This is a genomic window from Tenacibaculum geojense (assembly GCF_042676005.1).
Taxonomy (GTDB): domain Bacteria; phylum Bacteroidota; class Bacteroidia; order Flavobacteriales; family Flavobacteriaceae; genus Polaribacter; species Polaribacter geojense.
Map to the genome: position 1 here is coordinate 24,297 of NZ_JBHTJR010000048.1, position 26,747 is coordinate 51,043.

Annotated in this window: 19 protein-coding genes; 9 read left to right on the forward strand and 10 right to left on the reverse strand. The window is 30.5% G+C overall.

The window, feature by feature from the left end; genetic code table 11:
* Positions 1–17 precede the first annotated feature (17 nt).
* Positions 18–908, forward strand: a complete 891-nt coding sequence (locus ACFQ1U_RS10045) for a FecR family protein (protein ID WP_386107914.1) — start codon at positions 18–20, stop codon at positions 906–908.
* Positions 901–3,186: a TonB-dependent receptor plug domain-containing protein gene (locus ACFQ1U_RS10050; protein ID WP_386107916.1), complete on the forward strand. Its 2,286-nt coding sequence runs from the start codon at positions 901–903 to the stop codon at positions 3,184–3,186. Before ACFQ1U_RS10045 ends, ACFQ1U_RS10050 begins: the two co-directional genes overlap by 8 nt.
* 3 nt (positions 3,187–3,189) lie before the next feature.
* Here ACFQ1U_RS10050 and ACFQ1U_RS10055 read toward each other — a convergent pair whose 3' ends face one another.
* From ACFQ1U_RS10055 to ACFQ1U_RS10065, 3 genes are all read right to left on the reverse strand, one after another.
* On the reverse strand, positions 3,190–4,143 hold the full coding sequence (locus ACFQ1U_RS10055; RefSeq protein WP_386107918.1) for a succinylglutamate desuccinylase/aspartoacylase family protein: 954 nt from the start codon (positions 4,141–4,143) through the stop codon (positions 3,190–3,192).
* A gap of 3 nt (positions 4,144–4,146) precedes the next feature.
* Complete coding sequence (locus ACFQ1U_RS10060) at positions 4,147–5,580, reverse strand: hypothetical protein (protein WP_386107920.1); 1,434 nt, start codon at positions 5,578–5,580, stop codon at positions 4,147–4,149.
* 125 nt (positions 5,581–5,705) lie between these two features.
* Positions 5,706–7,370: a sodium:solute symporter gene (locus tag ACFQ1U_RS10065; RefSeq protein ID WP_386107921.1), complete on the reverse strand. Its 1,665-nt coding sequence runs from the start codon at positions 7,368–7,370 to the stop codon at positions 5,706–5,708.
* Positions 7,371–7,548: 178 nt separating this feature from the next.
* Between ACFQ1U_RS10065 and ACFQ1U_RS10070 the strand changes: the two genes are divergently transcribed.
* A complete protein-coding gene (locus ACFQ1U_RS10070) occupies positions 7,549–8,313 on the forward strand; it encodes a sulfite exporter TauE/SafE family protein (RefSeq protein WP_386107922.1) in 765 nt (254 codons plus the stop codon).
* On the opposite strand, the gene ACFQ1U_RS10075 is transcribed toward ACFQ1U_RS10070, so the two are convergent.
* The 3 genes from ACFQ1U_RS10075 to ACFQ1U_RS10085 all read right to left on the reverse strand — a co-directional run bounded on the left by ACFQ1U_RS10075 (position 8,310) and on the right by ACFQ1U_RS10085 (position 12,288).
* On the reverse strand, positions 8,310–10,100 hold the full coding sequence (locus ACFQ1U_RS10075) for a cytochrome-c peroxidase (protein ID WP_386107924.1): 1,791 nt from the start codon (positions 10,098–10,100) through the stop codon (positions 8,310–8,312). The genes ACFQ1U_RS10070 and ACFQ1U_RS10075 overlap by 4 nt on opposite strands.
* Before the next feature lie 3 nt (positions 10,101–10,103).
* Positions 10,104–11,627, reverse strand: a complete 1,524-nt coding sequence (locus tag ACFQ1U_RS10080; protein WP_386107926.1) for a phosphatase — start codon at positions 11,625–11,627, stop codon at positions 10,104–10,106.
* A 190-nt stretch (positions 11,628–11,817) separates the two neighbouring features.
* Complete coding sequence (locus tag ACFQ1U_RS10085; protein WP_386107928.1) at positions 11,818–12,288, reverse strand: Dps family protein; 471 nt, start codon at positions 12,286–12,288, stop codon at positions 11,818–11,820.
* A 117-nt stretch (positions 12,289–12,405) separates the two neighbouring features.
* Here ACFQ1U_RS10085 and ACFQ1U_RS10090 point away from each other — a divergent pair, with 117 nt between their 5' ends.
* Positions 12,406–13,347 (forward strand): hydrogen peroxide-inducible genes activator, encoded by a 942-nt coding sequence (locus ACFQ1U_RS10090; RefSeq protein ID WP_386107930.1) that lies wholly within the window; start codon positions 12,406–12,408, stop codon positions 13,345–13,347.
* Between the two features lie 40 nt (positions 13,348–13,387).
* Here the strand turns inward: ACFQ1U_RS10090 and ACFQ1U_RS10095 are convergent, their stop codons facing one another.
* The gene (locus tag ACFQ1U_RS10095; RefSeq protein WP_386107932.1) at positions 13,388–15,010 is read right to left on the reverse strand and encodes an ABC-F family ATP-binding cassette domain-containing protein; all 1,623 of its coding nucleotides are present in this window, start codon (positions 15,008–15,010) and stop codon (positions 13,388–13,390) included.
* Between the two features lie 180 nt (positions 15,011–15,190).
* On the opposite strand from ACFQ1U_RS10095, the gene ACFQ1U_RS10100 reads away from it, so the two are divergent.
* Together ACFQ1U_RS10100 and ACFQ1U_RS10105 are read left to right on the forward strand one after the other, a co-directional pair.
* On the forward strand, positions 15,191–16,525 hold the full coding sequence (locus tag ACFQ1U_RS10100) for a hypothetical protein (protein WP_386107935.1): 1,335 nt from the start codon (positions 15,191–15,193) through the stop codon (positions 16,523–16,525).
* Positions 16,526–16,650: 125 nt separating this feature from the next.
* Positions 16,651–18,459 (forward strand): DEAD/DEAH box helicase, encoded by a 1,809-nt coding sequence (locus ACFQ1U_RS10105; protein ID WP_386107937.1) that lies wholly within the window; start codon positions 16,651–16,653, stop codon positions 18,457–18,459.
* A gap of 242 nt (positions 18,460–18,701) precedes the next feature.
* Here the strand turns inward: ACFQ1U_RS10105 and rny are convergent, their stop codons facing one another.
* The 3 genes from rny to ACFQ1U_RS10120 form a co-directional block, all read right to left on the reverse strand.
* Positions 18,702–20,267 carry a ribonuclease Y gene (gene rny, locus ACFQ1U_RS10110; protein ID WP_386107939.1) on the reverse strand — a complete coding sequence of 522 codons (1,566 nt, stop codon included), beginning with the start codon at positions 20,265–20,267 and terminating at the stop codon, positions 18,702–18,704.
* Positions 20,268–20,499: 232 nt separating this feature from the next.
* On the reverse strand, positions 20,500–20,790 hold the full coding sequence (locus tag ACFQ1U_RS10115; protein ID WP_386107941.1) for a cell division protein ZapA: 291 nt from the start codon (positions 20,788–20,790) through the stop codon (positions 20,500–20,502).
* 15 nt (positions 20,791–20,805) lie between these two features.
* Positions 20,806–21,096 carry a hypothetical protein gene (locus tag ACFQ1U_RS10120; protein ID WP_386107943.1) on the reverse strand — a complete coding sequence of 97 codons (291 nt, stop codon included), beginning with the start codon at positions 21,094–21,096 and terminating at the stop codon, positions 20,806–20,808.
* A gap of 148 nt (positions 21,097–21,244) precedes the next feature.
* Here ACFQ1U_RS10120 and ACFQ1U_RS10125 point away from each other — a divergent pair, with 148 nt between their 5' ends.
* The 3 genes from ACFQ1U_RS10125 to ACFQ1U_RS10135 are packed head-to-tail and all read left to right on the forward strand — an operon-like array spanning position 21,245 to position 26,512.
* Positions 21,245–22,936 (forward strand): M23 family metallopeptidase, encoded by a 1,692-nt coding sequence (locus ACFQ1U_RS10125; RefSeq protein ID WP_386107945.1) that lies wholly within the window; start codon positions 21,245–21,247, stop codon positions 22,934–22,936.
* A gap of 12 nt (positions 22,937–22,948) precedes the next feature.
* Complete coding sequence (locus ACFQ1U_RS10130) at positions 22,949–25,396, forward strand: TonB-dependent receptor (protein ID WP_386107947.1); 2,448 nt, start codon at positions 22,949–22,951, stop codon at positions 25,394–25,396.
* Positions 25,397–25,426: 30 nt separating this feature from the next.
* A complete protein-coding gene (locus tag ACFQ1U_RS10135; RefSeq protein WP_386107949.1) occupies positions 25,427–26,512 on the forward strand; it encodes a tyrosine-type recombinase/integrase in 1,086 nt (361 codons plus the stop codon).
* The last annotated feature ends 235 nt before the right edge of the window (positions 26,513–26,747 follow it).

The following is a 26,747-nucleotide window of genomic DNA, read 5'->3' on the forward strand; positions in this document are numbered from 1 at the left end:
TATACGAACACCGAATAATGAATAGAGAAGATTTAATAAAAAAATGGTTAGATAACAATCTAAATTCACAAGAGCAACAAGCCTTTGAAGCTCTTGATGACTATAATGCGTTAACTAAGTTAGATAGATTTGCAAAAGGTTTTTCTGCTCCTGAATTTGATTCAGAAGCTACATTTAAAAACATTGTTGCTGCTACTAATTCTTCAAAAAAATCTACTAATTGGATTACCTACGCAACTAAAATTGCTGCAATGTTAGTAATTAGCTTTGGATTTTATTTTTTGTTTTACAATACTTCAACAGAATACCAAACAGATTATGCTGAAAAAACTGCTTTTACTCTTCCTGATAACTCAGCAGTTTCATTAAATGCTCAATCTCAACTATCTTTTAACAAGAAAAATTGGAATACTAAAAGAGATGTTAACTTAACTGGAGAAGCTTATTTTAAAGTAGAAAAGGGAAGTACTTTTAATGTTATTACTCAAGCCGGTACTATAACCGTATTAGGTACGCAATTTAATGTAAAAGAGCGTTCTAATTACTTTGAAGTTACTTGTTATGAAGGGTCTGTTAAAGTTACGCACCCTAAAAAAACAATAGTTTTAAAACCAGGTGATTCATTTGTAGTGTTAAATAATGAAATCATCAATAAAAACACAAATAATACAGCACCTAGCTGGATTAAAAATACCTCTGAATTTAAAAGCGTGCCTCTACAACAAGTAATTAATGAGTTAGAAATTCAATACAATATTACCATTAACACAAAAAATATAGATACAAATAAACTATTTACTGGAAAGTTTACACATACTAATTTAGAGGTCGCATTACAATCAGTAACAATTCCATTATCTTTAAAATACAGTAAAAACAACAATACAATTTCATTAACACGTGAATAAAGAACTAAAAATTACACTACTTTTTTTATTTCTTTTTTTAGGAAGATTTTTTATTTCGGCTCAAATAAAAAATCAACCCTTAGAAAAACTTTTACCTGCTATTGAAAAAAAATATCAGGTAAGTTTTTCTTATGCAGATACTACTATTAGAGGTATATCTGTAAATTTAAACATGAAGAACCTTAGTTTGCAAGAAGTACTCTTTTTTTTGCAACAAAATACCCCCCTTGTTTTCATCCAAATTGATGAAGTTTACATCTCCATTTCAAAAAAGCCTGAAGAAAATTCCCCTTTTGTTTTTGAAGAGCTCAATGAAGTGGTAGTAAACAATTATTTAACTACCGGTATATATAAAAACAATACCGGTAGTATAAGTATACAACCTCAAAAAATGGGAATTTTACCAGGGTTAACAGATACTGATGTATTGCATAGTATTCAATCATTACCAGGAATTATTAGTGTAGATGAAAGTGTTTCTAACATTAATATACGTGGAGGAACACATGATCAAAATTTGATATTATATGAAGGAATAAGAATGTACCAATCGGGACATTTTTTTGGTTTAATATCAGCTTTTAATCCTAATTTAACTAAAAATGTTACTGTTATAAAAAACGGAGCGAATGCTAAATATGGTGAAAATATATCAGGAGTTGTAGATTTAAAACTAGAAGATATTGTTACCAATCAAACTCATTACGGTGGGGGTATAAATTTAATTGCTATTGATGGTTTTGCTTCGTTACCCTTTAACAAAAAAACAAGCATACAAATTGCTGCAAGAAGATCCGTTACAGATTGGGTGAACACTCCTACTTATGATAATTATTTTAAAAGAATATTTCAGGATTCAGATTTAACAAATACAAATGATGCAGCAGTTTCTAAAGACGAAGATTTTTATTTTTACGATGCTTCTTTAAAATTTTTATATGATATTACTGAAAAAGATCAGATTCGAATAAATTTTTTAACTGTTTTTAATGATTTAAATTATCAAGAAGAAGCTACTATTAACTCTCAAGATGAAGTAATTTTTAGTAGTCTTACACAAAAAAACCTTGCTACTGGAATAACTTATCATAAATTATGGAATGATAACTATAATTCAACACTTCAGGCCTATTTTACTAATTATGATTTGGATGCTAGCAATTACGACTTTGTTAACAATCAACAACTAATACAAGAGAATAAAGTTACAGAAGCCGGAATTAAGCTAGATAACAACCTAATTTTATCTAATAATTTTAAATTAAACTTTGGAGCACAAGCTCTAGAAGTTGGTATAAGTAACTTACAAGATGTAAACAATCCTCCTTTTGAAAGTTATATTAAATATGTTTTAAGAACATTAGTTGGGTATGCTGAGACTACTTATCAATCTAACGATAAAAATACACTGCTTACTGTTGGTTTTCGTAATAATTACTTTACAAAATTTAAACAAAACAGCTTAGAACCAAGGTTGCATTTTAGTCAGCAATTTTTAAATTATTTTAATTTTGAATTTTCTGGAGAATTAAAAACACAAACCTCAACACAAGTTATAGATTTACAAAAAGATTTTTTAGGAATTGAAAAAAGGCGTTGGATTTTAGCAAATAATGATGATATTCCTATTTTAAAAAGTAAACAAGTTAGTGCTGGAATTAGCTTTGAACAAAACAAATTATTAATTTCTGCAGAAGCTTTTATAAAAAAGGTAGATGGTATTACTGCTAAAAGTCAAGGGTTTCAAAATCAATTTCAGTTTATAAATGATATCGGAAGTTATACCATTCATGGTATAGACTTTTTGATTAATAAACGGTATCAAAACTTTAGTACCTGGTTAAGTTATACTTTTAGCGAAAACACTTACACTTTTAACAACCTTCATAACGGAAATGCTTTCGCTAACAACTTTGATATAAAACATACAATTAATTTTGCAGGTACATACAAGTGGAACAATTTAAAATTTGCGTTAGGACTTAATTGGCGTTCTGGTAAACCTTATACTCAAGCAGATTATGTTGAAAACAATGAAATTGTATACAAATCTCCCAACGGAAGTAGATTACAAGACTATGTTAGATTAGATTTTTCTTCAACTTATAACTTTAGCATTGGTAAGCATCAAGCTAAAGTAGGAGTTTCTATTTGGAATGTTTTAAATAAACAAAACGTATTAAACACCTACTTTACCAATGATGGTGAGAATATTTCAAAAATTGAAAACTATTCTTTAGGGTTAACACCCAACGTAAGTTTTAGTATTTCTCTGTAAAGATTACTTTATAATACCAAGATGAATAATTCTTCCTCCTGATTGATTTACAGGATTAACACTTTTACCTACAACAATTCCGTCTTCAGGAGCCATATACTTTTTAATTGTTGCTCCAAATACATCTCTTAACGTGGCTATATGATCACCTTTTTTAACAATATCTCTTAAATCTACATGTACCGTTAACAAACCTCCTTCATCGGTATATAACCAATATGATTTTTTACAAATTACCGTTGATTTTTTAGCCTCTTCAATTTCATCGTCAATAATACCTAAACTACATAAAACATTGTGTACACCCGCTAAACCACTTTTTATTACTTTTTTTTGAAAACTATGTGGGTTTCCAACTTCAATAGTAATAGAAGGAATTCCAAGTTCCTCTGCAGCACCTCTTAAAGTACCATCTGAAGCTGCAGTATTAACTATTATCTCAGCGTTTTGAAGTAGAGCAAACTTTTTAGCAATAGGCTTACTCATATCACTACGAATATAAAATGAGTTAACTCTTCCGAAACTTGCTGTATGAAGGTCTAATAAGTAATCTAACTTTTTTACTACTTTATCTAAAAACCTACTAGCATAAACATCACTGGCGTTTCCTTGTAAATCTCCAGGCATAATTCGGTTTATATCTACACCATCAGAAAAAACTCGCGTATTTAAAATAAATGATGGAACATTAACAATAGGCACCCCAACAATGGTACCTTTCATAGTAGCTGTATCTAACTCTTTAAATAAACGTTGTATTACAGATATACCATTTAACTCATTACCATGAACCGCAGCTGTTAACCCTAAAACTGGCCCTCCTTTTGCTCCTTTAGCTACCATAACCGGTATGCTAATTGGCTCTCCTAATTGATTGGTAGTTAACTGTAACCAAAACTTTTTTATAGTATTGGCAGGTATTTTATCTAACTTTAATTTTGTTACAAGTTTAGCCATAAATTAAAATAGTTCATTTAACAAAGTACTATCGTTATTTAATGACGTAAATAACTTCTTTTTGAATTTATTTTTACTCCCCATGAGATTATGACACATTTTATCAATAGCGATGGTAGATAATACGGTTTGAATAAAAGTTTCTATTAAATCGTCAATTCCTAAACCAAGTTTGTTATAATCTCTTCGATCCATAATCATTAATCTATTAGTGTCAGAAGTCCATTGATTTTCTCCAAGTTTAATAGATAAATTTGTACCTAACATAGCCCAAGAATCTTTACTACTTTCCAAATCATTTGTTAACGGTAACAATGCTCTTCTAGAGTACATACATAAAGGCCTTATTCCATCTTTAGTAGTGCTAACCATCATTCTAAAATCAGCCACAAAAGTTTCTCCTTTTTGGTTTGGCATGGTACCAACGTGATAAAATTTTCCTTTTTCGCTAACAGAACTCCAATTGTAGTTTCCAATTAAACTCTGAACTATAAAACGTTCATATTCTATCTCTAAATTCATGAAGTCTTCCAATTCTTTTTCATTTACAATGGTAAAAACTCCTTGCCCTGCATTACTATATGGAATTTTAATAACAGCCTGGCCTCCTAGTCGTTGAACCCATAACGGTATTTCATTTTTACTAACATCCCAAATTGTATCTGGTATATTAATTTTCATACCATGAGGCGCTAACTCAGCATTATAAATATCATAAGCTTTAGCTGCTACCATTTTATTTCTTCCTCCTGCTAAACATGTAATTATTGGGTTTAAGACTTTAGTTTTTGATCCTATCGGAAAACGTGTCCATGGTTTCTGAGTTACATATCTAAAAATACCTCTAACTGGTAACCATTCATTGTTTTGATGTATGTAAAAAATACCATCCTCTATTTTAACATGATTGTTTTCTTCATTAGAAAAATATGGAACTAAGAAAACTTCTTCTTTAAAAACATCAGCTATCACAGCAGCATACCCAGAAGTTTCCATATAATTTTTATCATAAAAAACAGCTAAAACACCATTTTTAACTTTACTTTTTGCCTTTTGAAGCATTGGTTTAAAAGTACGTTCTATTAATAATCGATAGGCTCCGTCTTCTTTATTATCATCTAATAAAGGCATTGATTTTTGACCAGATGGACAAGAATTATTCTCTATAATAACCATGTTTTTATTTCCATCTTCAGATGTGGCATTAATTAAATCAGCTCCGCCCCATAAAAAATGTTTACATTGATATGATAAAATTTCTTCTAACTTTTCTCTATCTACTGTTGGGTGCAAATGACAGTACCTACTAATGATTCTTTCTTTATCTAAGTTTAAAAAAAAGTTAACCATTGGGTGTATTGTAGCATTTAGCACCTTTGGATACCAATGATTTTCGCTATTAAAAGAGTTGGGTGAGATAACCTCTGTTTTTTTCATTATAAATAGTTTACTAAATATTTAAACCAATGTTTTTTGGTACTATTAAAAATAATGAAAAAAAGAATTCAAATTCTTTTAAAACATTAACAAAATTTAAAAAAAATTAAAGAGGAAACTTATTGTTACTCAATAACATTTTTTCTAAAACCTTGTTGTAATAAACTTGCAATGGCTATCACCAATCCACAACCTAATGCGTTTAACCATAGGTAAGGCAAAATATCAAGCTTAAAAACTACAATTATTATAATTTGAGTTAAAATTGCTGCCCAAAAAACTGCTTTTGATTTTATAAATTTTAAAAAGAATGCTATTAAAAAAATACCTAATACGTTACCATAAAAAATAGAACCAATAATATTGACCAATTGTATTAAATTATCAAACAAATTAGCTACACAAGCAACTAAAATAGCTAGTACACCCCAACCTAATGTAAACCATTTAGACATTTTTACATAATGAGCTTCATCTTCATCTTGTTTTTTATGTCTTTTGTATAAGTCAATTGCTGTTGTAGAAGCCAATGCATTTAACTCTGATGCAGTTGATGACATTGCTGCTGATAATATTACAGCTAACAACAAACCAATTAATCCTTTAGGTAAATTATGAAGTATAAAATGGATAAAGACATAATCTTTATCATTGGTTTCAACAATATCATTTGCTTTGTTTATAATAGTTTTTGCCTCTTCTTTTAAACGTAAATCTTCCTGGTTAAGTGATTGTAGTTCACTTTTATTATCCGCAGTTAAACCAGCTAACAACAAGGCTTTCTTATCTTTTTCTATTTGTTGGTGTTTTACTTCTAATTCTTTATATTCTGAATAATATTCAGAATTTTTAACAGCATCATTCGCTTTAGGATTAAAATTCAAAGGTGAAGCATTAAATTGATAAAAAACAAATACCATTACTCCAACTAGTAAGATAAAAAATTGCATAGGCACTTTTAATAATCCGTTAAAAATTAGTCCCAACTGACTTTCTCTAACCGATTTTCCTGATAAGTAACGTTGAACCTGACTTTGATCCGTTCCAAAATATGATAGCATTAAAAAAGTACCACCTAAAAACCCTGTCCATACTGTGTAACGGTTATTTAAATCCCATGAAAAGTCTAACACTTGCATTTTATTAGATGCTCCCGCTATTTCAAGGGCTTTACTAAAAGTTATGCCATCTGGTAAATATTGAAGAATTAAATAAAAAGCCACAAACATACCCGCAAAAATTACGGCCATTTGTTGTTTTTGGGTTACACTAACAGCTTTTGTCCCTCCACTAACGGTGTAAATAATTACTAATACCCCAATAATTATATTTAAATAAATTAAATTCCATCCTAAAACTGCCGATAGTATTATTGCTGGTGCAAAAATAGTAATTCCAGCAGCTAAACCTCTTTGAATTAAAAATAGTATGGCTGTTAAAGTTCTAGTATTAACGTCAAATCTACTTTCTAGGTATTCATAAGCTGTATATACATTAAGTTTATGATAAATTGGAATAAATACCAAGCAAATTATTACCATTGCTAAAGGTAATCCAAAGTAAAATTGAACAAAGCCCATTCCACTATGAAAAGCTTGTCCTGGAGTTGATAAAAAAGTAATAGCACTAGCTTGAGTAGCCATAACAGAAAGTCCAATAGTCCACCATTTAGTTTCTTTTCCTCCTTTAATATAATCTTCTACGTTAGTACTTCCTTTGGTTTTTAAAGCACCATAAACAACAATAAAAAATAAGGTTAAAGAAAGAACAATCCAGTCTAAACTTTGCATAAATAACTAGTTTGAAAAAAATTGAGTAATAAAATAGAATAATATGATATAAATAATGTTAGCTATTAATACTAACGAGTATTCTTTTTTCCAATGATTTTTTATTTGGCTCATACTATAAAATATTATCTATTTAAGGATTTAGAGTTTCTAAAAATAAACATTTATTTTTGGATGAATGATTTTAGAGATTTTAAATAACTACGCACTTATTATTTTTTTATTTTTTGTAATAGCTATACTGTATTCTTCGGTAGGTTTTGGTGGCGGTAGTAGTTATATTGCTGCTCTTACGTTAACAAGCCTTTTACACACTGATATAAAAGTAATTGCTTTGTGTTGTAATATTGTAGTAGTTACCGGAAATGTCTGGAAATATTATCAGAATACGTGTTTAAATTGGTATAAAGTTATTCCGTTAACAATTATTAGTATTCCTGCTTCTTTTTTGGGTGGTTATATTTTACTTAAACAAGAACTTTTCTTTATTATTTTAGGATGCACCCTATTGATAGCCGCTGTAAGTATGTGGTTTTCTAAACAAATAGCATTAAAAACGTATCAAACTAATAATGCTCAGAATAAAAATATATTCTTTGGAGGAGTCATCGGGTTCATTTCTGGTATGGTAGGAATTGGTGGTGGTATTTTTTTAGCTCCTCTATTACATTTAACCAACTGGGATACTTCTAAAAGAATTGCTGCAACAGCTAGTTTTTTTATTTTAGTTAACTCCCTTGCAGGAATTTTAGGTCAATTATCGTCTACTAAAGTTCAGTTAAACTATCCGTTATTAATAACACTTCTACTCACAGTTATAATTGGTGGACAATTGGGGAGTAGCATTACTAATAACTACTTTACGCCTAATCAACTAAAAAAGGCAACCGCTTTATTGATTGCCTTTGTAAGTGTTAGAATATTATTGAAATATTTATACTAATACTCTTGATCTGTAAGTGTATTCATAAATGCAATTACGGCATCTATTTCTTCTTGAGATAGTTGTAAATTATCAAAAGGTAATGTTTGATATTCATTTTTAATACCTAAACCAGCTCCACCGCCTTTATTGTAAAACTCCATTACCTCATCTAAGGTATTGTATACTCCATTATGCATGTAAGGAGCTGTTTTAGCAATGTTTCTTACCGTTGGGGTTTTGAAAAAGTGTTTTCTTTCAGGAGTATTAAAAACATTATACCTTCCTAAGTCACTAGAAAGCTGAGCATTAATAGTATCTGTAGTTTGTGGTACCCCAATAAATTCTAGCTCTGTATCTTTATAATTAGGAGGAACCGTACCATTAAAAACAGGTGCAAAATGACAAGTTGCACACATTGCTTTTCCTGTAAATAAATTAAATCCAAATTTTTCTTCATTCGTTAATGTATTTTCTTCTCCTCTTATATTTCTATCGAACTTAGAATTAAACGTATTTAGTGTTTTTATATAAGATGCAATAGCATGACGTATGTTATAGTCTATTCTTTTATTAGCGTATAAACTTTCAATTTTAGTTTTATACATATCGTTAGATAAAACTCTTGAAACTACAGAATCCATACTCATGTTAAACTCGTTGTGGTTTTCTACCACACCTACCACCTGCCCTTCTATACTACCCGCTCTTCCATCCATAAAAAAGGCTCTTTGGTAAGCTGCATATGTAACTGTTGGTGTATTTCTAGTTTGATTTTCATCAAAAGTTTTTCTTCCGTCTGTAAAAGCTAAATCTTTAACGTGGCATGTTGCACAAGCCATGTTATAGTTTTTAGATAAGGATACATCATTAAAGAGTTCTTTACCAAACTCAATTTTATCTACAAGATTTGTAGTATCACTTAAATGATCAGAAAAATAACTTAAATTTATGGCATCTTCACCAAATAAATAACGCATGTTATTAGATAGTGCCATTTCAAAAGGAAAAACTACTTCCCAATCTTTTTGTATAGCTATTAATAACTGTAACTGCTTATTTGTATGATTTTTAATAAAACTGAATCTATCAAAACTATTAAACTCATGTGATAAAGCTACTTGAGCCTCTTGTAGAGCATTAATAAAGTCTTGTTTTACTTTTGAGTTTTTAAATTTATGTTCGTTTAACTGAATTATATCAATTAAAGTTTGATAAGCATACGAACTTTCTTTTAAAGACTGACTTAATACCGGTGAATCGAACCCTGTTATACCAGTAGTAGCTATTCGCGTAATTTCATCTCGAAGAAGCCATACAATATGGTAATCTTTCAATTTAAGCATTACGTTATCTTTAACCAATTTTAATCTAGCACTTGTTACTTTAATTGCTCTGTTTAAAACGGTTGTGTCAATTGTTTCTTCATACAAGTTCTCTTCTATTACCTGAAAACCTATTGGAGTTAATACTTTTGTGTCTTTGCTAGCCTCTCCTTTTACCTGAATAATATTAGGAGCATTTAAAGATTTATAGTTGTTTCTATCTGTAAACGCTAAAATAGGTTCTGCTAACTTAAAATTCTTTCTTGCATTCACATACAATTCTTTTTGCGATGCTAATGAGCTCCCCTTCATTTGATTTAGGTTTTTTATAGATTTTGATAAAAAACCTACATATAACGAGGTTAAATCTGCCACATTATTGGTTGCTTTGGCATAATTTCCTTCATTATTTTTACATCCTACAATCAAAAGCAAAAGACATACACAAAGGTATGCCTTAGCTTGACTTAATATGTCTTTCATAAATTATCTCTCTAATCCAGTAACTACATGTAATACAGAACCTTCTTTTCTGTTTTCTAAATCAGGATTTGCCATTGGATCTGTAAAAGATGTTCCATCTGCAGGCTCCCAACCATGATTTTGTGTAATTACTAAAAATGTATTTTCTCCTGTATTAACTTTATCAGTAATATCAATCATACCTGTAATTTCCCACATTCTATCTTCTGCACCGTAACCAGCAGCAGCGGCAGCTACTTGATCACATTCCAATACAACTTTTAACTCACCAGTAGTTAAGTTATATTGATATAATCTTGCATAGTGTAATTTGTTTCCAGAAGGAGCAATTGCAGGATCTTCTTGAATATATGCATAGTTTTCGGTAACTAATATGTTATCTGGAGATAAAAACTCTTCAGCTTCTCCTCCTACTACATCCCCATCTAATACACATGTAATTTTACCAGCACCTGTAGGGTCATTTTCGTTTAATACAACTTTATAAATACGACCAGATATTGTTCCTTTTCCTACTAAATCTGGTTTATCTCTACCTGTAACAGCAAAATAAATTTCTCGATTATTAGCTGCAGAACCTCTTCTCCAATCGATATCTTCTAAACGAGAGAATCCCATTACACCTTTTGCTTTACATTCAGCATCTAAAGCATCTATTTCAGTTTCCATTAATTCTACAAACTCTACGTCATATTCTGTACCTTCTTCCATATCAACTTCATAGTCAACACCAGCTGTAGTAACTTTTAATCCGTATAATTTACCTCCATATAAATCTCCTTGATCACCAACATACATACCTAAGTGACCTGATGGTACAAAATTATCACCTTGGTCATCTCCAATAAATACTACTGTTTTACCAGCATATGCGTTTTGATTTAATGCAACTGCATTTTCTGTTGACCATTGTCCTAAAGCTGGTAACATATTTGGACTACTAGCTTCTGTAGTTGCTCTGTAAGGATTGGTAGCAAAAACTCCTTTAGAAGCTCCACCCCATTCTCCACCAGATAAATATAATGGTCCAAATCCGTGTTCTTCTGGAGTAATCATAGATCCTGAACACTGAGCAGTTTCTGCAGTAGCGGCTGCATTTAAAATATACTCTCCTTTTGCAGGTTTCAAGTTTTCTGTTAACGTGATTCTAGCAATAGAATAATCTGCTTCAATATTATTTATTAACGTAAAGGTACCATTACCATTTTTTAATAAACCTGCACCGTCTGCCATAGAGCCATAAATAAAGTCCGGAGAGGCAGGAATAACATCTTCTGAAGATAAGATTGGTGTAACTACTACAGATGAAAACTCAGCAGTAGTACTTAAAAAGTTAGGCGTTTTGGATTCGTTTAAGTATGCAGTAGCATCAGCCCCATCTTGACCGTCAGCCCCGTCCTGACCATCTTGACCGTCTACTCCATTAACACCATCAACGCCATCATTAACATCTTCACAAGCAGTAAATGTGGTAAAGCTAACCGATATAGCTAATAAAGCAGCAAAGCTTAATTTTAATTTTTTCATTATAATATTTTTTTAGTTTTTGGTTACCCCAAATAAACCGCCTGTTTGTAAACATTACATCAATGCTATTTTAAGTTCAGTTAAACAAAATGTAAATTTTATTAACTAAAGATGATTAATTAGAATAGTTATAAATAAAAAAGCGATTGGAAAAATCCAATCGCTTTCTTATATCAATTAAAATATTTTCTTAGCCCAGCCAAGCATTTAACATCCAAATTGTTTTCTCTTGTTCAACTATAAAATCGCTCATCATAGAATTTGTACCTTCATCTTCGGCTTCATCGGATAAATCAAGAATTTCACGTTCAATTTTTAATAATTCAGATAAAGAATCTACTACTAATTGTACAGATTCAACATCTTTACTAATATTTTTACCTACTGGTACTTTAGCAGCTTTGGTGTAATCTTCAAAAGTATGCAACGGCACACCTTGCAAAGTTAAAATACGTTCAGCAATTAAATCTATCTTTAATTGTGAGTCTGTATATAACTCTTCAAATTTGGTATGTAATTCAAAAAAATTCTTTCCTTTAATATTCCAGTGCAAACCTCTTAAGTTTTGATAATACAGTTGAAAATTTGCTAAAAGTTTATTTAAGTCCGATACTAAATTTTCTGATTTTTGTTTATCTAAACCTATGATTGTCTTTGCCATAACGTATATATTTTTGTTAGTTTCTATTTATATTTCAAATTTACGGCAATTTTAACGCTTCAAACTATCAATTATATTGATAGTTTTTATATCTTTATATAGATAAATTATACAGAAATGACAATCACACAACTTAAATATACCTTAGCTGTTGCAGAGCATAAAAACTTTACCGTAGCAGCAGAGCATTGCTTTGTTACACAACCCACTTTAAGTATGCAAATACAAAAGCTGGAAGAAGAATTAGATGCTAAAATATTTAATAGATCTAAAAAACCTATTGAACTTACACCATTAGGAGAACGAATTGTTGAACAAGCAAAAGTTATTGTTGATGAAAGTAACCGAATAATGGATATTGTACATCAACAAAAAGGATATGTTGGAGGTGAATTTAAATTAGGAATTATTCCTACCATAATGCCTACGTTACTTCCAATGTTTTTGAAAAACTTTACGAGAGCCTACCCAAAAGTTCAATTAATTATTGAAGAACTAACAACTGAAGAAATTATTAGAAAGTTAACAGAAGGTCACATAGATGCTGCCATAGCCGCTACTCCTTTAAATAACGATGTAATTAAAGAAAGAGTATTGTATTATGAGCCTTTTGTTGGATTAGTACCTCAAGAACATCCATTATTTAAAAAATCTAAAATAGAAGTTGAAGACTTAGAAGTTGAAGACATTTTATTATTAGAAGATGGACATTGTTTTAAAGATAGTGTTGTTAATTTGTGTAGAACAAATAAGGGTGAAAACAAAAAACATTTTCAATTAGAAAGTGGAAGTTTCGATACCTTGATTAAACTATCTAAAGATGGTTTAGGTATGACATTACTCCCTTACCTAAATACTCTTGACCTTTCCGAACAAGATAAAGCACATTTACGCGAATTTGTTTCTCCTCCACCTGCTAGAGAAGTAAGTTTAATTTACCATAAATCGCAACTAAAAATGCAATTAATAGAAGCTTTAAAAAGTACTATTGATGGAGTTATTAGAGGTGCCATTGCTTTTAGTGATGTAGAAATTATTAGTCCTTTACAAAAGGCATAAAAAAGGGAAGCTTTTGCTTCCCTTTTTTTATTTACATTGATTATGAATACATTTTTTCACGTAATTCTTTAACCTTTGGATCATCTAAATAATCATCAAAAGTTGCATATTTATCGATTACTCCGTTTGGTGTAATTTCTATAATTCTATTAGCAACAGTTTGAGCAAACTCGTGATCATGAGTTGTAAACAAAACAGTACCTTTAAAATTAATAAGAGAGTTATTTAATGATTGGATAGATTCTAGATCTAAGTGATTTGTAGGCTCATCTAGTAATAAAATATTAGCTCTTGTCATCATCATTCTAGACAACATACAACGTACTTTTTCTCCTCCAGATAACACATTACTCTTTTTAAGAGCTTCTTCTCCAGAGAAAATCATTTTTCCTAAAAATCCACGTAAGAAAACCTCTTCACGCTCTTCTTCAGTTTGTGCATATTGACGTAGCCAATCTACTAAATTTAAATCACCATTTTGGAAAAACTCTGAGTTATCAGATGGTAAATACGATTGGGTTGTTGTAACTCCCCATTGATATTTACCAGCATCAGCTTCTACATTATCAGTAATAATTTGATAAAACGCTGTAGTAGCTTTAGAATTTTTAGAGATAATAGCTACTTTATCTCCTTTATTTAAATTAATATCTATATTAGAAAATAAAACCTCACCTTCAGCATCTTTTTTAGCTAAACCTTCAATATTTAAAATTTGATCTCCAGCTTCTCTATCTCTATCAAAAATTATTGCAGGGTATCTTCTACTTGATGGTTTGATTTCATCTACATTTAACTTCTCAATCATTTTTTTACGAGAAGTAGCTTGTTTAGACTTAGCTACGTTAGCCGAGAAACGACGAATAAATTCTTCTAATTCTTTCTTTTTATCCTCTGCCTTTTTATTTTGTTGTGCTCTTTGCTTGGCTGCTAATTGACTAGATTCATACCAGAAAGTATAATTACCTGAAAAATGATTAATTTTTCCGAAGTCTATATCAGAAATATGTGTACAAACTGCGTCTAAGAAGTGACGGTCGTGAGAAACCACTATTACTGTATTATCGTAATTCGCTAAAAAATTTTCTAACCAAGATATAGTTTCAAAATCTAAATCGTTGGTAGGCTCATCCATAATTAATACATCCGGATTACCAAATAAACACTGTGCTAACAACACACGTACTTTTTGCTTACCATCTAAATCTTTAACTAATGAATAATGAAAGTCTTCTTTAATTCCTAAGTTAGATAATAATGCAGCAGCTTCTGCATCTGCATTCCAACCATTCATTTCTTCAAACTTTACCTGTAATTCACCAATTTTCTCGGCGTTCTCATCGGTATAATCAGCATATAAAGCATCTATTTCTTTTTTAATTTGATATAGATCTTTATTACCCATTACTACAGTTTCTAAAACAGTAAAATCATCAAAAGCATAATGATCTTGAGATAATACAGACATACGTTTTCCTGGTTCTAAATGAACGTGACCAGAAGTTGGTTCTAACTTTCCTGATAATATTTTTAAGAAAGTAGATTTTCCGGCTCCGTTTGCTCCAATAATTCCGTAGCAATTCCCTTGGGTAAACTTAGTATTTACTTCATCAAATAAAATACGCTTACCAAACTGAACTGATAAATTAGAAACTGATAACATTTTACGATTTTTTAAATTCGCTGCAAAAGTATAAAATAAGATATTCTTTAAAGAATTTGAAAAGAATTATTTATTTAGTTAAAAATCATTTAAAAAAATTTGTTTTAACAAGGTATTAACAACTAAATTTGGCGCTTATACATATTTTTGAACGGTTAAACTGTACATGACACACACTAAATGACAAAATATATATTACCATTACTAACAATATTTTTTCTAAGTTGTAGTAAATCCCCCAAAAAAGAGTTTACATATTTTGGCGGGAAAATAATAAATCCAAAAACAGACTTTGTGGTTTTATTTGACAACGAAAAACCGTTAGACACCATAAAGCTCAAGAATGACCATACTTTTATGGGAAAACTTAAAGGTATACATTCAGGATTGTACTACTTTAAACATGGGCCCGAACATCAGTTTGTATATTTAGAACCTAATGATAGTTTATTAATACGTTTAAACACCTGGGATTTTGATGAATCTTTAGTGTTTAGTGGGGTAAATGCCGATAGAAATAATGTGTTAATCGAAGCGTTTTTACAAACGGAAATAGACCAGCGTAATTTTTACAAATATTATACGCTACAACCAGAACAGTTTAAGCTTAAAGTTGATTCTTTATTAAATAGAAAAGCTAACTTTATTGAAGACTACAAATTAAATAATAATGAAACTTCTGAACAGTTTTTAAAAACATTAAGTATTGCTTTAAACTACCCTATTTACACGAAAATAGAAAATTACATTGCTCAAAAAAAATTAAAAAACTTACCTGATAATTTTGCGAATCATAGAGAGTTAACCAATATAAACTTAGATTCTTTAATGTTTTTTGGTACTTATTATAGATATGTACAAGCTAATTTATATGGTGAAGTTTATCAAAATGATAATTATAAAACCAATGATGATTACACGGTTGCTCTTTTAAATGATATTGATAAAAAAATTGTATCAGAAAAATCTAAAAACAGAATGTTACGTAGAGCGGCCATTCGTCATTTTTATGATAAATCTAGCTGCCACGTAAACAAGCAAATGTTTGATACTTTTTTAAACCTTACCTCAGATAATGAAGATAAAGAAGAAATGAAACGTTTGTTAAATGATATTTACAAATTAAACAAAAACAAGCAGCTTCCGGATTTTAAAATGGTTTCACCACAAGGAGCTATTGAAAATGTTAGTGAATTAGCGGCCAATAAAAAAACTATCATTTATTTCAGAAATAGTAAACGTTCTTCCAAAGATTGGGTTGCAAAACGTATCAATTATTTAGTTCATAATAACCCAGATAAGACTTTTTTAGTGGTTAATATGGATACTAAAAAAGAATATGTACCTAATTTAGACATCAAATTACAGTATTATTTAACCTCTGATAGTGAAGCTCGTGAATTTTTAACAAGTAAATTGCCTAGGGTGGTTTTAGTAGACGAAAACGGAATAGTAGTGAACGGATTCGCCTCTTTATCATCAGAAAAAATAAATTCACAAATTAAAGAATTATAAAATTTCACGTTTTTTTACAGTTAAACCGTTTATTTGCCGTACTTTTGCGCCGTCCAAACTCTAAGGAGTAATAATAATCAAGAATTCGCGGATGGGGCATCTGTGGATTCAGCATAATACACAGTATGTCAAATTTTATAGATCTAGGCTTGTGCGAGCCTATTAATCGTGCGTTAACAGATTTGGGTTACGAAAAACCTACAGTAATTCAAGAAAAAGCAATTCCACAAATTTTATCATCTCAACAAGATTTAAAAGCATTTGCACAAACCGGTACCGGAAAAACTGCAGCTTTTAGTTTACCTATAGTTGAACAAGTTGATACTGAAAATAGAAATACACAAGCTATTATTTTATCACCAACTCGTGAGCTAGCTGTTCAAATTGGTAATAATATTAAAGAATTTGCTAAATATATGCCAGACCTTAAAGTAACAACAGTTTACGGAGGTTCTAATATTGATGAGCAAATTAGAAAGCTAAAAAAAGGAGTTCACATTGTGGTAGGTACTCCAGGTAGAACTGTTGATTTAATTAACAGAAGAGCACTAAAACTAAGCAATGTGCAATGGGTAGTTTTAGATGAAGCTGATGAGATGTTAAACATGGGATTCAAAGATGAATTAGATACCATTTTAGCAGCTACTCCAGATACTAAACAAACTTTATTATTCTCTGCTACCTTCCCTAGAGAAGTAGAATCTATTGCTAGAAACTACATGGTTGATCCAGTAGAAGTAGCTTCAGGTCAGAAAAACGAAGGAAGTAACAATGTAACACATGAGTATTATTTAGTTACAGAAAGAACTCGTTATCCTGCTTTAAAGAGAATTGCAGATATTAACCCTAACATTTACGCAATAGTTTTCTGTAGAACTCGAAGAGAAACTCAGGAAATTGCAGATAAATTAATTCAAGACGGCTACAACGCTGATTCTTTACATGGTGATTTATCACAAGCACAAAGAGACAGTGTTATGGAAAAGTTTCGTAAGAAAAATATCCAAATGCTAGTTGCAACAGACGTTGCTGCTCGTGGATTAGATGTTGATAACCTTACACATGTTATTAACCACAAGTTACCAGATCAAATAGAAAACTACAACCACCGAAGTGGAAGAACTGGTAGAGCTGGTAATACAGGAGTTTCTATTGTTTTAGTAAACAAAAAAGAAAAAGGGAGATTACACCCTATTGAAAGAATATTAAAAAAGAAATTTGTTCATACTCCTATTCCAACTGGAGATGAAATTTGTAAAACTCAACTTTTCCATTTAATAGACAAGGTTGAAAATACACAAATCAATACAGAACAAATTGATGCTTTTTTACCTAACATCTATGATAAATTAGCTGATTTATCAAGAGAAGAGTTAATTCAGAAATTTGTATCAGTAGAATTTAATTCATTTTTATCTTACTATAAAGATGCTGATGATTTAAATAACCTTGTATCTAAAGGAAGAGCTACAGATCGTTTATCTGATGAGAATATGACTCGTTTCTTTATAAACATTGGTAGAAAAGATAGATTAAACCCTGCTAAGTTAATTGGTTTAATTAATGAGCAAGGTATTGGTAAAAATGTAGAAATTGGTGCCATTGATATTTTAGATACTTTCTCTTTCTTTGAAATTGATAAAAACTTTGAAGATGATACTTTAACCGCTTTTGGTGAAAACAACCCTGAGTTTAGTGGTAGAAAAGTTAATGTAGAAGTTACTAAAAACGATCGTAAATCTGGCGGTGGAAGACGCAGAGGTGGAAACGGCGGAAGAAGAAGAGATGGTGGCGGACGCAGAAAAGAAGCTTCTGGAGGAAACAAAGGAGGTTTTGGAAGACGTAGAAGTGAAAATAAAAGTGGCGGAAGTTTTAAAAAAGAAGGAAATAAAGACTTCGGAAGAAAACGTAGAAGTCCAAGAAGAACAGCATAATAAAAAATCCCGCTTTATAAAGCGGGATTTTTTTTACAACCAAACTAACATTTATTTATATAAATTAAACTATTATGCTATCTAAAAAATAAATTCTATGTCCTAATGTGAATTAAGTATATAAAACAGAACATTAAAAGCTAACTGATTTATTTACTTTGATAGTTATTATATTTTCAAATAAAAAAGCCAAATACTAATTATAGTATTTGGCTTTCTTTATAAATATTTAGTAATTGTAGTTACTTAGCTACGTTTACTGCTCTAGTTTCTCTAATTACAGTTACTTTAACTTGACCAGGATAAGTCATATCATTCTGTATTTTTTGTGAAATATTAAATGATAATTCAGCTGCTTTAGTATCATTCACTTTAGCGCTTTCAACCATTACACGTAATTCTCTACCTGCTTGAATAGCATACGCTTTTTGAACACCATTAAATCCGAATGCAATATCTTCTAAATCTTTTAATCTTTGAATATAGCTATCTAACACTTGTCTTCGAGCACCAGGTCTAGCACCAGAAATAGCATCACACACCTGAACAATAGGAGAAATTAAACTTTTCATTTCAATTTCATCGTGGTGAGCACCAATAGCATTACATACATCTGGTTTTTCACCATATTTTTCAGCCCATTGCATACCTAATAATGCGTGCGGTAATTCACTTTCAGTTTCAGGTACTTTACCAATATCATGTAATAAACCAGCACGTTTGGCAGCTTTAGCATTTAAGCCCATTTCAGCAGCCATAATACCACATAGGTTTGCAACCTCTCTTGAGTGTTGTAATAAATTTTGACCGTATGAAGAACGATACTTCATTCTACCTACAGTTTTAATTAATTCTGGGTGTAAGCCATGAATACCAAGTTCTATAACAGTACGTTTACCTACTTCTATAATTTCTTGGCTAATTTGTTTTTCAGTTTTCTTTACAACTTCTTCAATTCTTGCTGGGTGAATTCTACCATCAGTTACTAGTTTATGCATTGATAAACGAGCAATTTCTCTTCTAACAGGATCAAAACAAGATAAGATAATAGCTTCAGGTGTATCATCAACAATAATTTCAACACCCGTAGCAGCTTCTAAAGCACGGATATTTCTACCTTCTCTACCAATAATCCTACCTTTAACATCATCAGATTCTAAGTTAAATACAGAAACACAATTTTCAACAGCTTGTTCTACTCCTACTCTTTGAATAGTATTTAAAACTACCTTTCGAGCTTCTTGCTGCGCTGTCATTTTAGCTTCCTCAACAGTATCTTGAATAAAGGACATTGCGTCAGCTTTTGCTTCATCTTTTAAACTAGCCACCAATTCTGTTTTAGCTTCATCTGCAGATAATCCTGAAATTTGCTCTAACATATCAACATGACGCTTGTGTAATTTTTCAATTTCACCTTCACGTTTTTCTAGGAATTCTAATTTATAATCGAAGTCGCTCTCTTTCTTTTGAAGCGAGGCGTTTAATTTTTTGTTTTTGTCTAATTCAGAAGATACTCTGGACTCTTTATCTCTAATTCTTTTTTCTACATCAGATAGCTTTTTCTCTCTAGATAAAATAACCTTTTCATGTTCAGCCTTTAACTCAATAAACTTTTCTTTGGCTTGTAATATTTTATCTTTTTTAATAGCTTCAGCCTCTACTTTGGCCTCTTTTATAATGCTACCTGCTTGCTTTTTAGTATCTTTAATTAATTTGCTTGCTTTATTTTTTTCAAGCCACTTTGCAATAGCAAACCCAATTGCTATACCAATGATTCCTGCTAACACAGAAAATACGATTCCTTCCATAATTTTAATTTACTACCCTATATATAAAAAAACCTACATTAGCAGGGTTTATCATAAACTCCAAAAAAACAAGTTTAGGACTAACTGATTTATCAAGTTTCCGTCCAAGAAATCTTTCGATTCTAACGGCATGCTTTCCTTATCTAGACTCATCCTTTCTAATTGTATAGCGTTGAGTTTATCAAACAATGTACTAATGTAGGCAGTATGTTTACTTTTGTATGTAAAGAACTTATTTTAAATGATCCGTTATTAATGAGGTTAACGCATCTATTTTATTTAATGCTTGTTGGTTTTCTTCTGATGTTTTTATAGCTACTATAGCTGCTTTTGATGCAAATTGTAAGGCACACATTGCCAGCACATCTTGCTTGTCTGCAACCGCATAGTTTTCTTCAAACTTCACTATCAGTTCATTAATGCTTTTTGCAGCCTTACGTAAACCTTCTTCTTCTTGTGCATTATTTACACTTAAAGGATATGTTCTACCTGCTATAATAACATTAACTTTTAGCTTTTCCATTTTAAAGAACCTTTCTTATGAATTCAATTGAATGATACATTTATCAATCTCTCGAATCAAAGCATTTATTTTGAGTTTTGTATTTCTCGTGTTTTCTTTACTGCCTTCAATAGTTTTTGCAACCTTTAACAGTTCATATTTGTCTTGCTGTTGTTGTAATTGTTGCTCTTTTTCTTTTAACAATAAATGTAGTTTGGCATTATTTTGAAGTAACGTTTCGTTTTCTTCTTTTAAAAATTCATAATTTGAAAGAAGTTGTTGCAACTTATCTTCCAGTAAATGAATTGATTTTAATGTTTCACTCATTTATTATTTTAAAATAAACTATCCCAACAAATTTAACAATCTTAACCAAGATTAACAACATTTTTGTTATTTTTTGTTACTTAACTAACAATCAACATCTTGAGGGTTTTGGTATAATTTTAGTATTTTCGTTAGAAAATTAAAGGACTTGAAACATTTTATAATCACCCTATTTTTATTGTGTAGTATTGTTAATTATGGACAGAAAAAATATCCGGAAAACTATTTCTCAGCGCCTTTAAAAATTCCAATTGTACTTTCTGGTACTTTTGGTGAATTAAGAAGTAACCATTTTCATTCTGGACTGGACATTAAAACTCAAGGAAAAGAAGGAATTCCAATCTATGCTCCGGCAGATGGTTATATATCAAGAATTAAAGTAGCTCAGTACGGATTTGGTAAAGCTTTGTATATGTCGCATCCAAACGGATACACTACTGTATATGCACATTTACAAAAATTTTCTCCTGCTATTCAGGCCTGTGTTAAAAAAGTACAATACTCAAAAAAAAGCTATTATACTGGTAATTTATTTCCTAAACCTACTCTTTTTCCTATTAAAAAAGGTGATATAATTGGTTATACAGGGGATACTGGTGGCTCTGGTGGTCCTCATTTACATTATGAAATAAGAGATTCCAAAACAGAGCATATCATTAACCCATTACTATTTGGTTTAAAAGTTGAAGATAGTAAACATCCTATTTTTAATACACTAATTGCGTATCCTTTAAGTGATGACGCTCGTATTAACAATACAGCTAATAAAACTACTATCAGTTTTAAATCTGTTGGAAAAGGTGAATACAAAGCTGAAAGCACACTAGCCAGCGGAAAAATTGGATTGGGAGTTAAAGTTTTTGACAGGTTAGACAAAGCTTACAATAAAAACGGAATTTATAGCTTAGAAATGAAAGTAAACGGTACTCGTGTATATTATCATGATGTAGAAACATTTTCTTTTGCAGAAAGTAAATACATTAATTTATTAATTGATTACGAACATTATGCAAATTATAGAAACAGAATTCAAAAAACACACAAAGTAACTGGTAATAAGCTAAGCTTGTATGAAAACCTTATAAATAATGGCGAATTACTAATTAAAAACGGACAAAATTATGCGATAGAAATTATTGCTAAAGATTTTGCTGGTAATACCTCTACCTTAAAGCTGCCAATTCGCGGCACAAAAAGCACTACAATTTTCACACAAAAAGATACTACTGCTTTTAAAATTACAGCTAAAAATTTTCATAAGTTTAGCCGTAAAAATGTTTCTGTAGCTTTTCCTAAAAATACTTTTTATAACGATTGTTACATTGATTTTTTTGTTAAAAATGATACTGCTAAGGTTCATCAACCAACCATTCCGTTAGATAAAAAATATACACTTACCTTATTTACCAATCATTTATCTGACTCATTACAAGAAAAAGTATACATCGCAAATGTTACTAAAAAGAAATATCCAAGGTATGTAAGTACCAAAAAGAAAGAAAATAAAGTGTATACTACTACTAAAACATTAGGAACATACACGCTTAAGTTTGATAGTATTCCTCCAACTGTTTATGCTACTAATTTTAAAAATAATCAATGGATTTCTAACCATAAATACCTAAAAATAAAGATCAAAGACAAAGAAACTGGTATTAATGATTTCCATGCAACAATTGATGGTGAATGGATTTTAATGGAGTACAATCATAAAAAAGGAATTTTAACTTATGATTTTTCCGATAAAAAGTTGGTTGGTAGCAAACATCTTTTTAAAATTGTAGTATCTGACAATGTGGGGAATACCGAAAGTTTTTCAGCAACATTTTTCAGAAAATAAAAACTTTAAAACTTGAAAAAACTTTTATTCTTGCTGTTTTTCCCTGGGTTTCTTTTAGCACAACAAACAGCTAAAGTAACCGGAATTGTTATTAATAAATACAATCAACCAATAGAAGGTGTAGCTATCTCCTATCTTGAAAAAGGAACTGTAACCAATGCTAAAGGATTGTATGAATTTACAATTCCTATTAAAAAAACAGTTGTAGTTACTTTTAGCCATGTATCTTACAAAACCATTAGTAAAAAATTCACAGCAAGAGGTAGTAGAACTTTTACCTACTCACCCACTCTCGATTTTAAATCAGAAGCATTAGAGGAAGTGGTTGTAAAAAATCGACAAAAAGAAGCCCAAGGCATTACAGAAATAAAAACTCAAAAGGTTGCTACTATTACTGGTCCTAATGCTGGAGTTGAGGCTGTATTGATGACCTTACCTGGTGTGAGTAACAATAATGAATTAAGCACCCAATATAATGTTAGAGGTGGTAATTTTGATGAAAACCTTGTGTATGTTAACGGAATTGAAGTTTACAGACCTTTCTTAATTAGATCTGGCCAACAAGAAGGATTAAGTTTTATCAACTCGCACATGATACAACATATTAATTTTTCTGCAGGAGGATTTCAAGCTCAATACGGAGACAAACTTTCTTCAGTATTAGACATTACCTACCGAAAACCAACTGAATTTGCAACTCAAGTTGATCTTAGCTTATTAGGCGCTAATATTACTGTAGAAAATACATTGTTAGATAATAAACTACACGCTATGTTAGGTGTTCGTTATCGTGATAATAGTTTGTTAGTAAATTCTAAGCAAACAGATGTAAATTTTAATCCTAATTTTACAGATATTCAAACTTATATTTCTTACAACTTATCATCAAAAACAACTGTAAGTTTTTTAGGAAATTTTGCATTAAATAATTACAATTATCAACCATTAACAAGAAAAACTCGTTTTGGAACAGTTGCTGACCCTATTGAGCTTACTGTTTTTTACAACGGACAAGAAAAAGATAGTTATCAAACATTATTTGGTGCATTAAGTGCAAATTATAACGTTTCTGATAACTTAACAATAACCGCAATCGCATCTTCATTTAACACACAAGAGCAAGAATATTTTGATATTGAAGCAGCTTACAGACTTGGTGAAGTGAATACCAATGCTGCGGGTGAAGATTTTGGTGAAGTTGAATTTTCTCAAGGAATTGGCTCTCAAATTAATCATGCTAGAAATGATTTAGATGCCTTAATCAGCAATATTCAATTAAAAGCCAGGTTAAAAGATGGTACTAATGAATGGAAAGCTGGTGTAAAATTTCAAACTGAAAACTTTAAAGACAGAATTCGAGAATGGGAAGTTATAGATAGCGTTGGCTTTTCTGTTAGACCTCCAAGTCATACAACTCCTCAAGATCAACCATATACTCCTTATGAAGGTCCTATTGAACCTTATCAGCAAATTAAAGCAGATAACGATGTCACTACCAACAGAATTGCTGGTTTTTTACAATTTAGTAGAAAATCTTTTTGGAAAGAACATCAAATATGGATGAATATCGGAGTACGTTCACAATTTTGGAATGTGAGAGCTAATGAACTATCCAACCAACAACAATTTACTATTAGTCCGCGTGCACAATTTAGTATAAAACCCGACTGGAAAAAAGACATGCTATTTCGAATTTCTGGTGGTTGGTATTCACAACCTCCTTTATACAGAGAAATGCGAGATTATAATGGTAATGTGCAACCACAAACTAAAGCACAAAAATCCATTCATTTGGTTGCTGGTAACGATTACAGTTTCACACTCTGGAACAGACCATTTAAATTAACTACTGAAATGTATTACAAATCATTATCGGATGTAAACGCTTATGCGGTGGATAATGTAAGAATTAGATACAGAGCAGACAATGTAACTGAAGCATATGCCTACGGATTAGATGTACGTTTAAATGGAGAATTTGTTCCTGGTACTGATAGTTGGTTTAGTATTGGGTATTTAAAAACTGAAGAAAACATAAATAATAGAGGTTACATAGCAAGACCAACAGATCAACGACTAAAACTTGGTATTCTTTTTCAAGATTATGTACCTAACTTACCAGATTTAAAAGCATATTTAAATCTTGTTTACAATACCGGTTTACCAGGCGGAGCTCCTGCTTATGCTGACGTTTATGATTATACGAACAGACTTAACGATTATAAAAGAGCAGATATTGGTGTATCTTATATTTTTGCTGATGCGAATAAAATACACTCTAAAGGTTTTCTAAAACACTTCAAAGAACTATCAGCAGGTATTGAGCTATTCAATGTTTTTGATATCAGAAATGCAATTACCAACACCTGGGTAAGAGATGCATATAGTAAACGTCAATACGGTATTCCTAATTATATGACACAACGTGTGTTGAATTTTAAACTTAAGATGAAGCTCTAAAAAATCAGCTTTTTTTCTTATTTTTATAAGATGAAAAAGATTGCTTTAGTGCCAATTACGCATCAAAACGCGAAACAAATTGCACTTAAATTTCCGTTTGATCAAGAATTAAAATCAATAGTTAAAAAATTAACTCATGTACGTTGGTCCCAAACACATCGTACATTTTATGTTGCCAATACACCTGATGTAAAAAAAGAAATAACAAAGCTATTTACCAGTAATAGTATTATTATTGATGATCAAACAGATAAAATTTTACACAACCATTTACCTGAAGATAAAAAAATAGAACTTCAACGATTTAAAAAATGGTTAATTCAAAAAAGATTAAGTAGTAATACTGTAAATACCTATACTGAAGTTACACACTACTTTTTAAAATACTGCGAGTTAAAAAATAATCATGACTATTCTCCTAGACTTATAGAAGCATTTAATTTTGATTTTATTGTTTCTAAAAACAAATCTATTTCCTATCAAAATCAATGTATAAATGGTATTAAAAAATATTTGAGTTATAAAGGTATTGAAGTAGAAAGTTTACAAATTTCAAGACCACAAAAAGAAAAGAAACTACCAACCGTTTTAAGTCTTGAGGAAATTCAACAAGTTTTTAGTGTAATTCATAATATGAAACATAAAACATTGATGGCTTTAATTTATTCAGCAGGATTACGTATTAGCGAAGCTTTACGATTAAAAGTAAAAAATATTGATAGCAAGCGTATGCTTATTCATATTGAAGGAGCAAAAGGAAAAAAAGACAGATACACATTATTATCACCTGTTTTTCTTGTCTTACTAAGGAAGTATTATAAAGTATACCAACCCAAAAACTATCTTTTTGAAAATAAAGAAGGCAAGATGTACAGTGCTTCGAGTGCACAAAAAATATTAAAAACAGCCATTAACAAAGCAGGAATTAACAAACGAGTTACCCTGCATACATTGAGACACAGTTTTGCTACACATTTATTGGAAAACGGAACCGACTTAAGGTATATTCAAGAATTATTAGGACATAACAGTCCTAAAACCACTATGATTTACACACATGTTTCCAACAATAAGTTATCTAACATTAAAAACCCAATTGATGAGATGGATTTTTAAAAATGTAAATATTTCATTTGCATACTAAAGAATTTTAATTATTTTTAAACAAGTAAAAAATTGCATCTATGACCAAAAAAATAAAGCTTACTAAAAAACAATCAAACTTCTGCTTAGCCAACCAAAATCCTGTTATAAAAGGAATAAAGTTGGGTATATAAACAAGTTAGCTTTAACTGTTCCTGAAAATGAAAATCATAACTGAAAGAATAAATAACGAACCTAATCATTCCAT

Bases quoted from the DNA above. Each gene is read 5' to 3' on its own strand.
- ACFQ1U_RS10045 (WP_386107914.1), top strand. From the start codon at position 18: ATGAATAGAGAAGATTTAATAAAAAAATGGTTAGATAACAATCTAAAT.
- ACFQ1U_RS10055 (WP_386107918.1), bottom strand. From the start codon at position 4,143: ATGGCTAAACTTGTAACAAAATTAAAGTTAGATAAAATACCTGCCAAT.
- ACFQ1U_RS10060 (WP_386107920.1), bottom strand. From the start codon at position 5,580: ATGAAAAAAACAGAGGTTATCTCACCCAACTCTTTTAATAGCGAAAAT.
- ACFQ1U_RS10065 (WP_386107921.1), bottom strand. From the start codon at position 7,370: ATGCAAAGTTTAGACTGGATTGTTCTTTCTTTAACCTTATTTTTTATT.
- ACFQ1U_RS10070 (WP_386107922.1), top strand. From the start codon at position 7,549: ATGATTTTAGAGATTTTAAATAACTACGCACTTATTATTTTTTTATTT.
- ACFQ1U_RS10075 (WP_386107924.1), bottom strand. From the start codon at position 10,100: ATGAAAGACATATTAAGTCAAGCTAAGGCATACCTTTGTGTATGTCTT.
- ACFQ1U_RS10080 (WP_386107926.1), bottom strand. From the start codon at position 11,627: ATGAAAAAATTAAAATTAAGCTTTGCTGCTTTATTAGCTATATCGGTT.
- ACFQ1U_RS10085 (WP_386107928.1), bottom strand. From the start codon at position 12,288: ATGGCAAAGACAATCATAGGTTTAGATAAACAAAAATCAGAAAATTTA.
- ACFQ1U_RS10090 (WP_386107930.1), top strand. From the start codon at position 12,406: ATGACAATCACACAACTTAAATATACCTTAGCTGTTGCAGAGCATAAA.
- ACFQ1U_RS10095 (WP_386107932.1), bottom strand. From the start codon at position 15,010: ATGTTATCAGTTTCTAATTTATCAGTTCAGTTTGGTAAGCGTATTTTA.
- ACFQ1U_RS10100 (WP_386107935.1), top strand. From the start codon at position 15,191: ATGACAAAATATATATTACCATTACTAACAATATTTTTTCTAAGTTGT.
- ACFQ1U_RS10105 (WP_386107937.1), top strand. From the start codon at position 16,651: ATGTCAAATTTTATAGATCTAGGCTTGTGCGAGCCTATTAATCGTGCG.
- rny (WP_386107939.1), bottom strand. From the start codon at position 20,267: ATGGAAGGAATCGTATTTTCTGTGTTAGCAGGAATCATTGGTATAGCA.
- ACFQ1U_RS10115 (WP_386107941.1), bottom strand. From the start codon at position 20,790: ATGGAAAAGCTAAAAGTTAATGTTATTATAGCAGGTAGAACATATCCT.
- ACFQ1U_RS10120 (WP_386107943.1), bottom strand. From the start codon at position 21,096: ATGAGTGAAACATTAAAATCAATTCATTTACTGGAAGATAAGTTGCAA.
- ACFQ1U_RS10135 (WP_386107949.1), top strand. From the start codon at position 25,427: ATGAAAAAGATTGCTTTAGTGCCAATTACGCATCAAAACGCGAAACAA.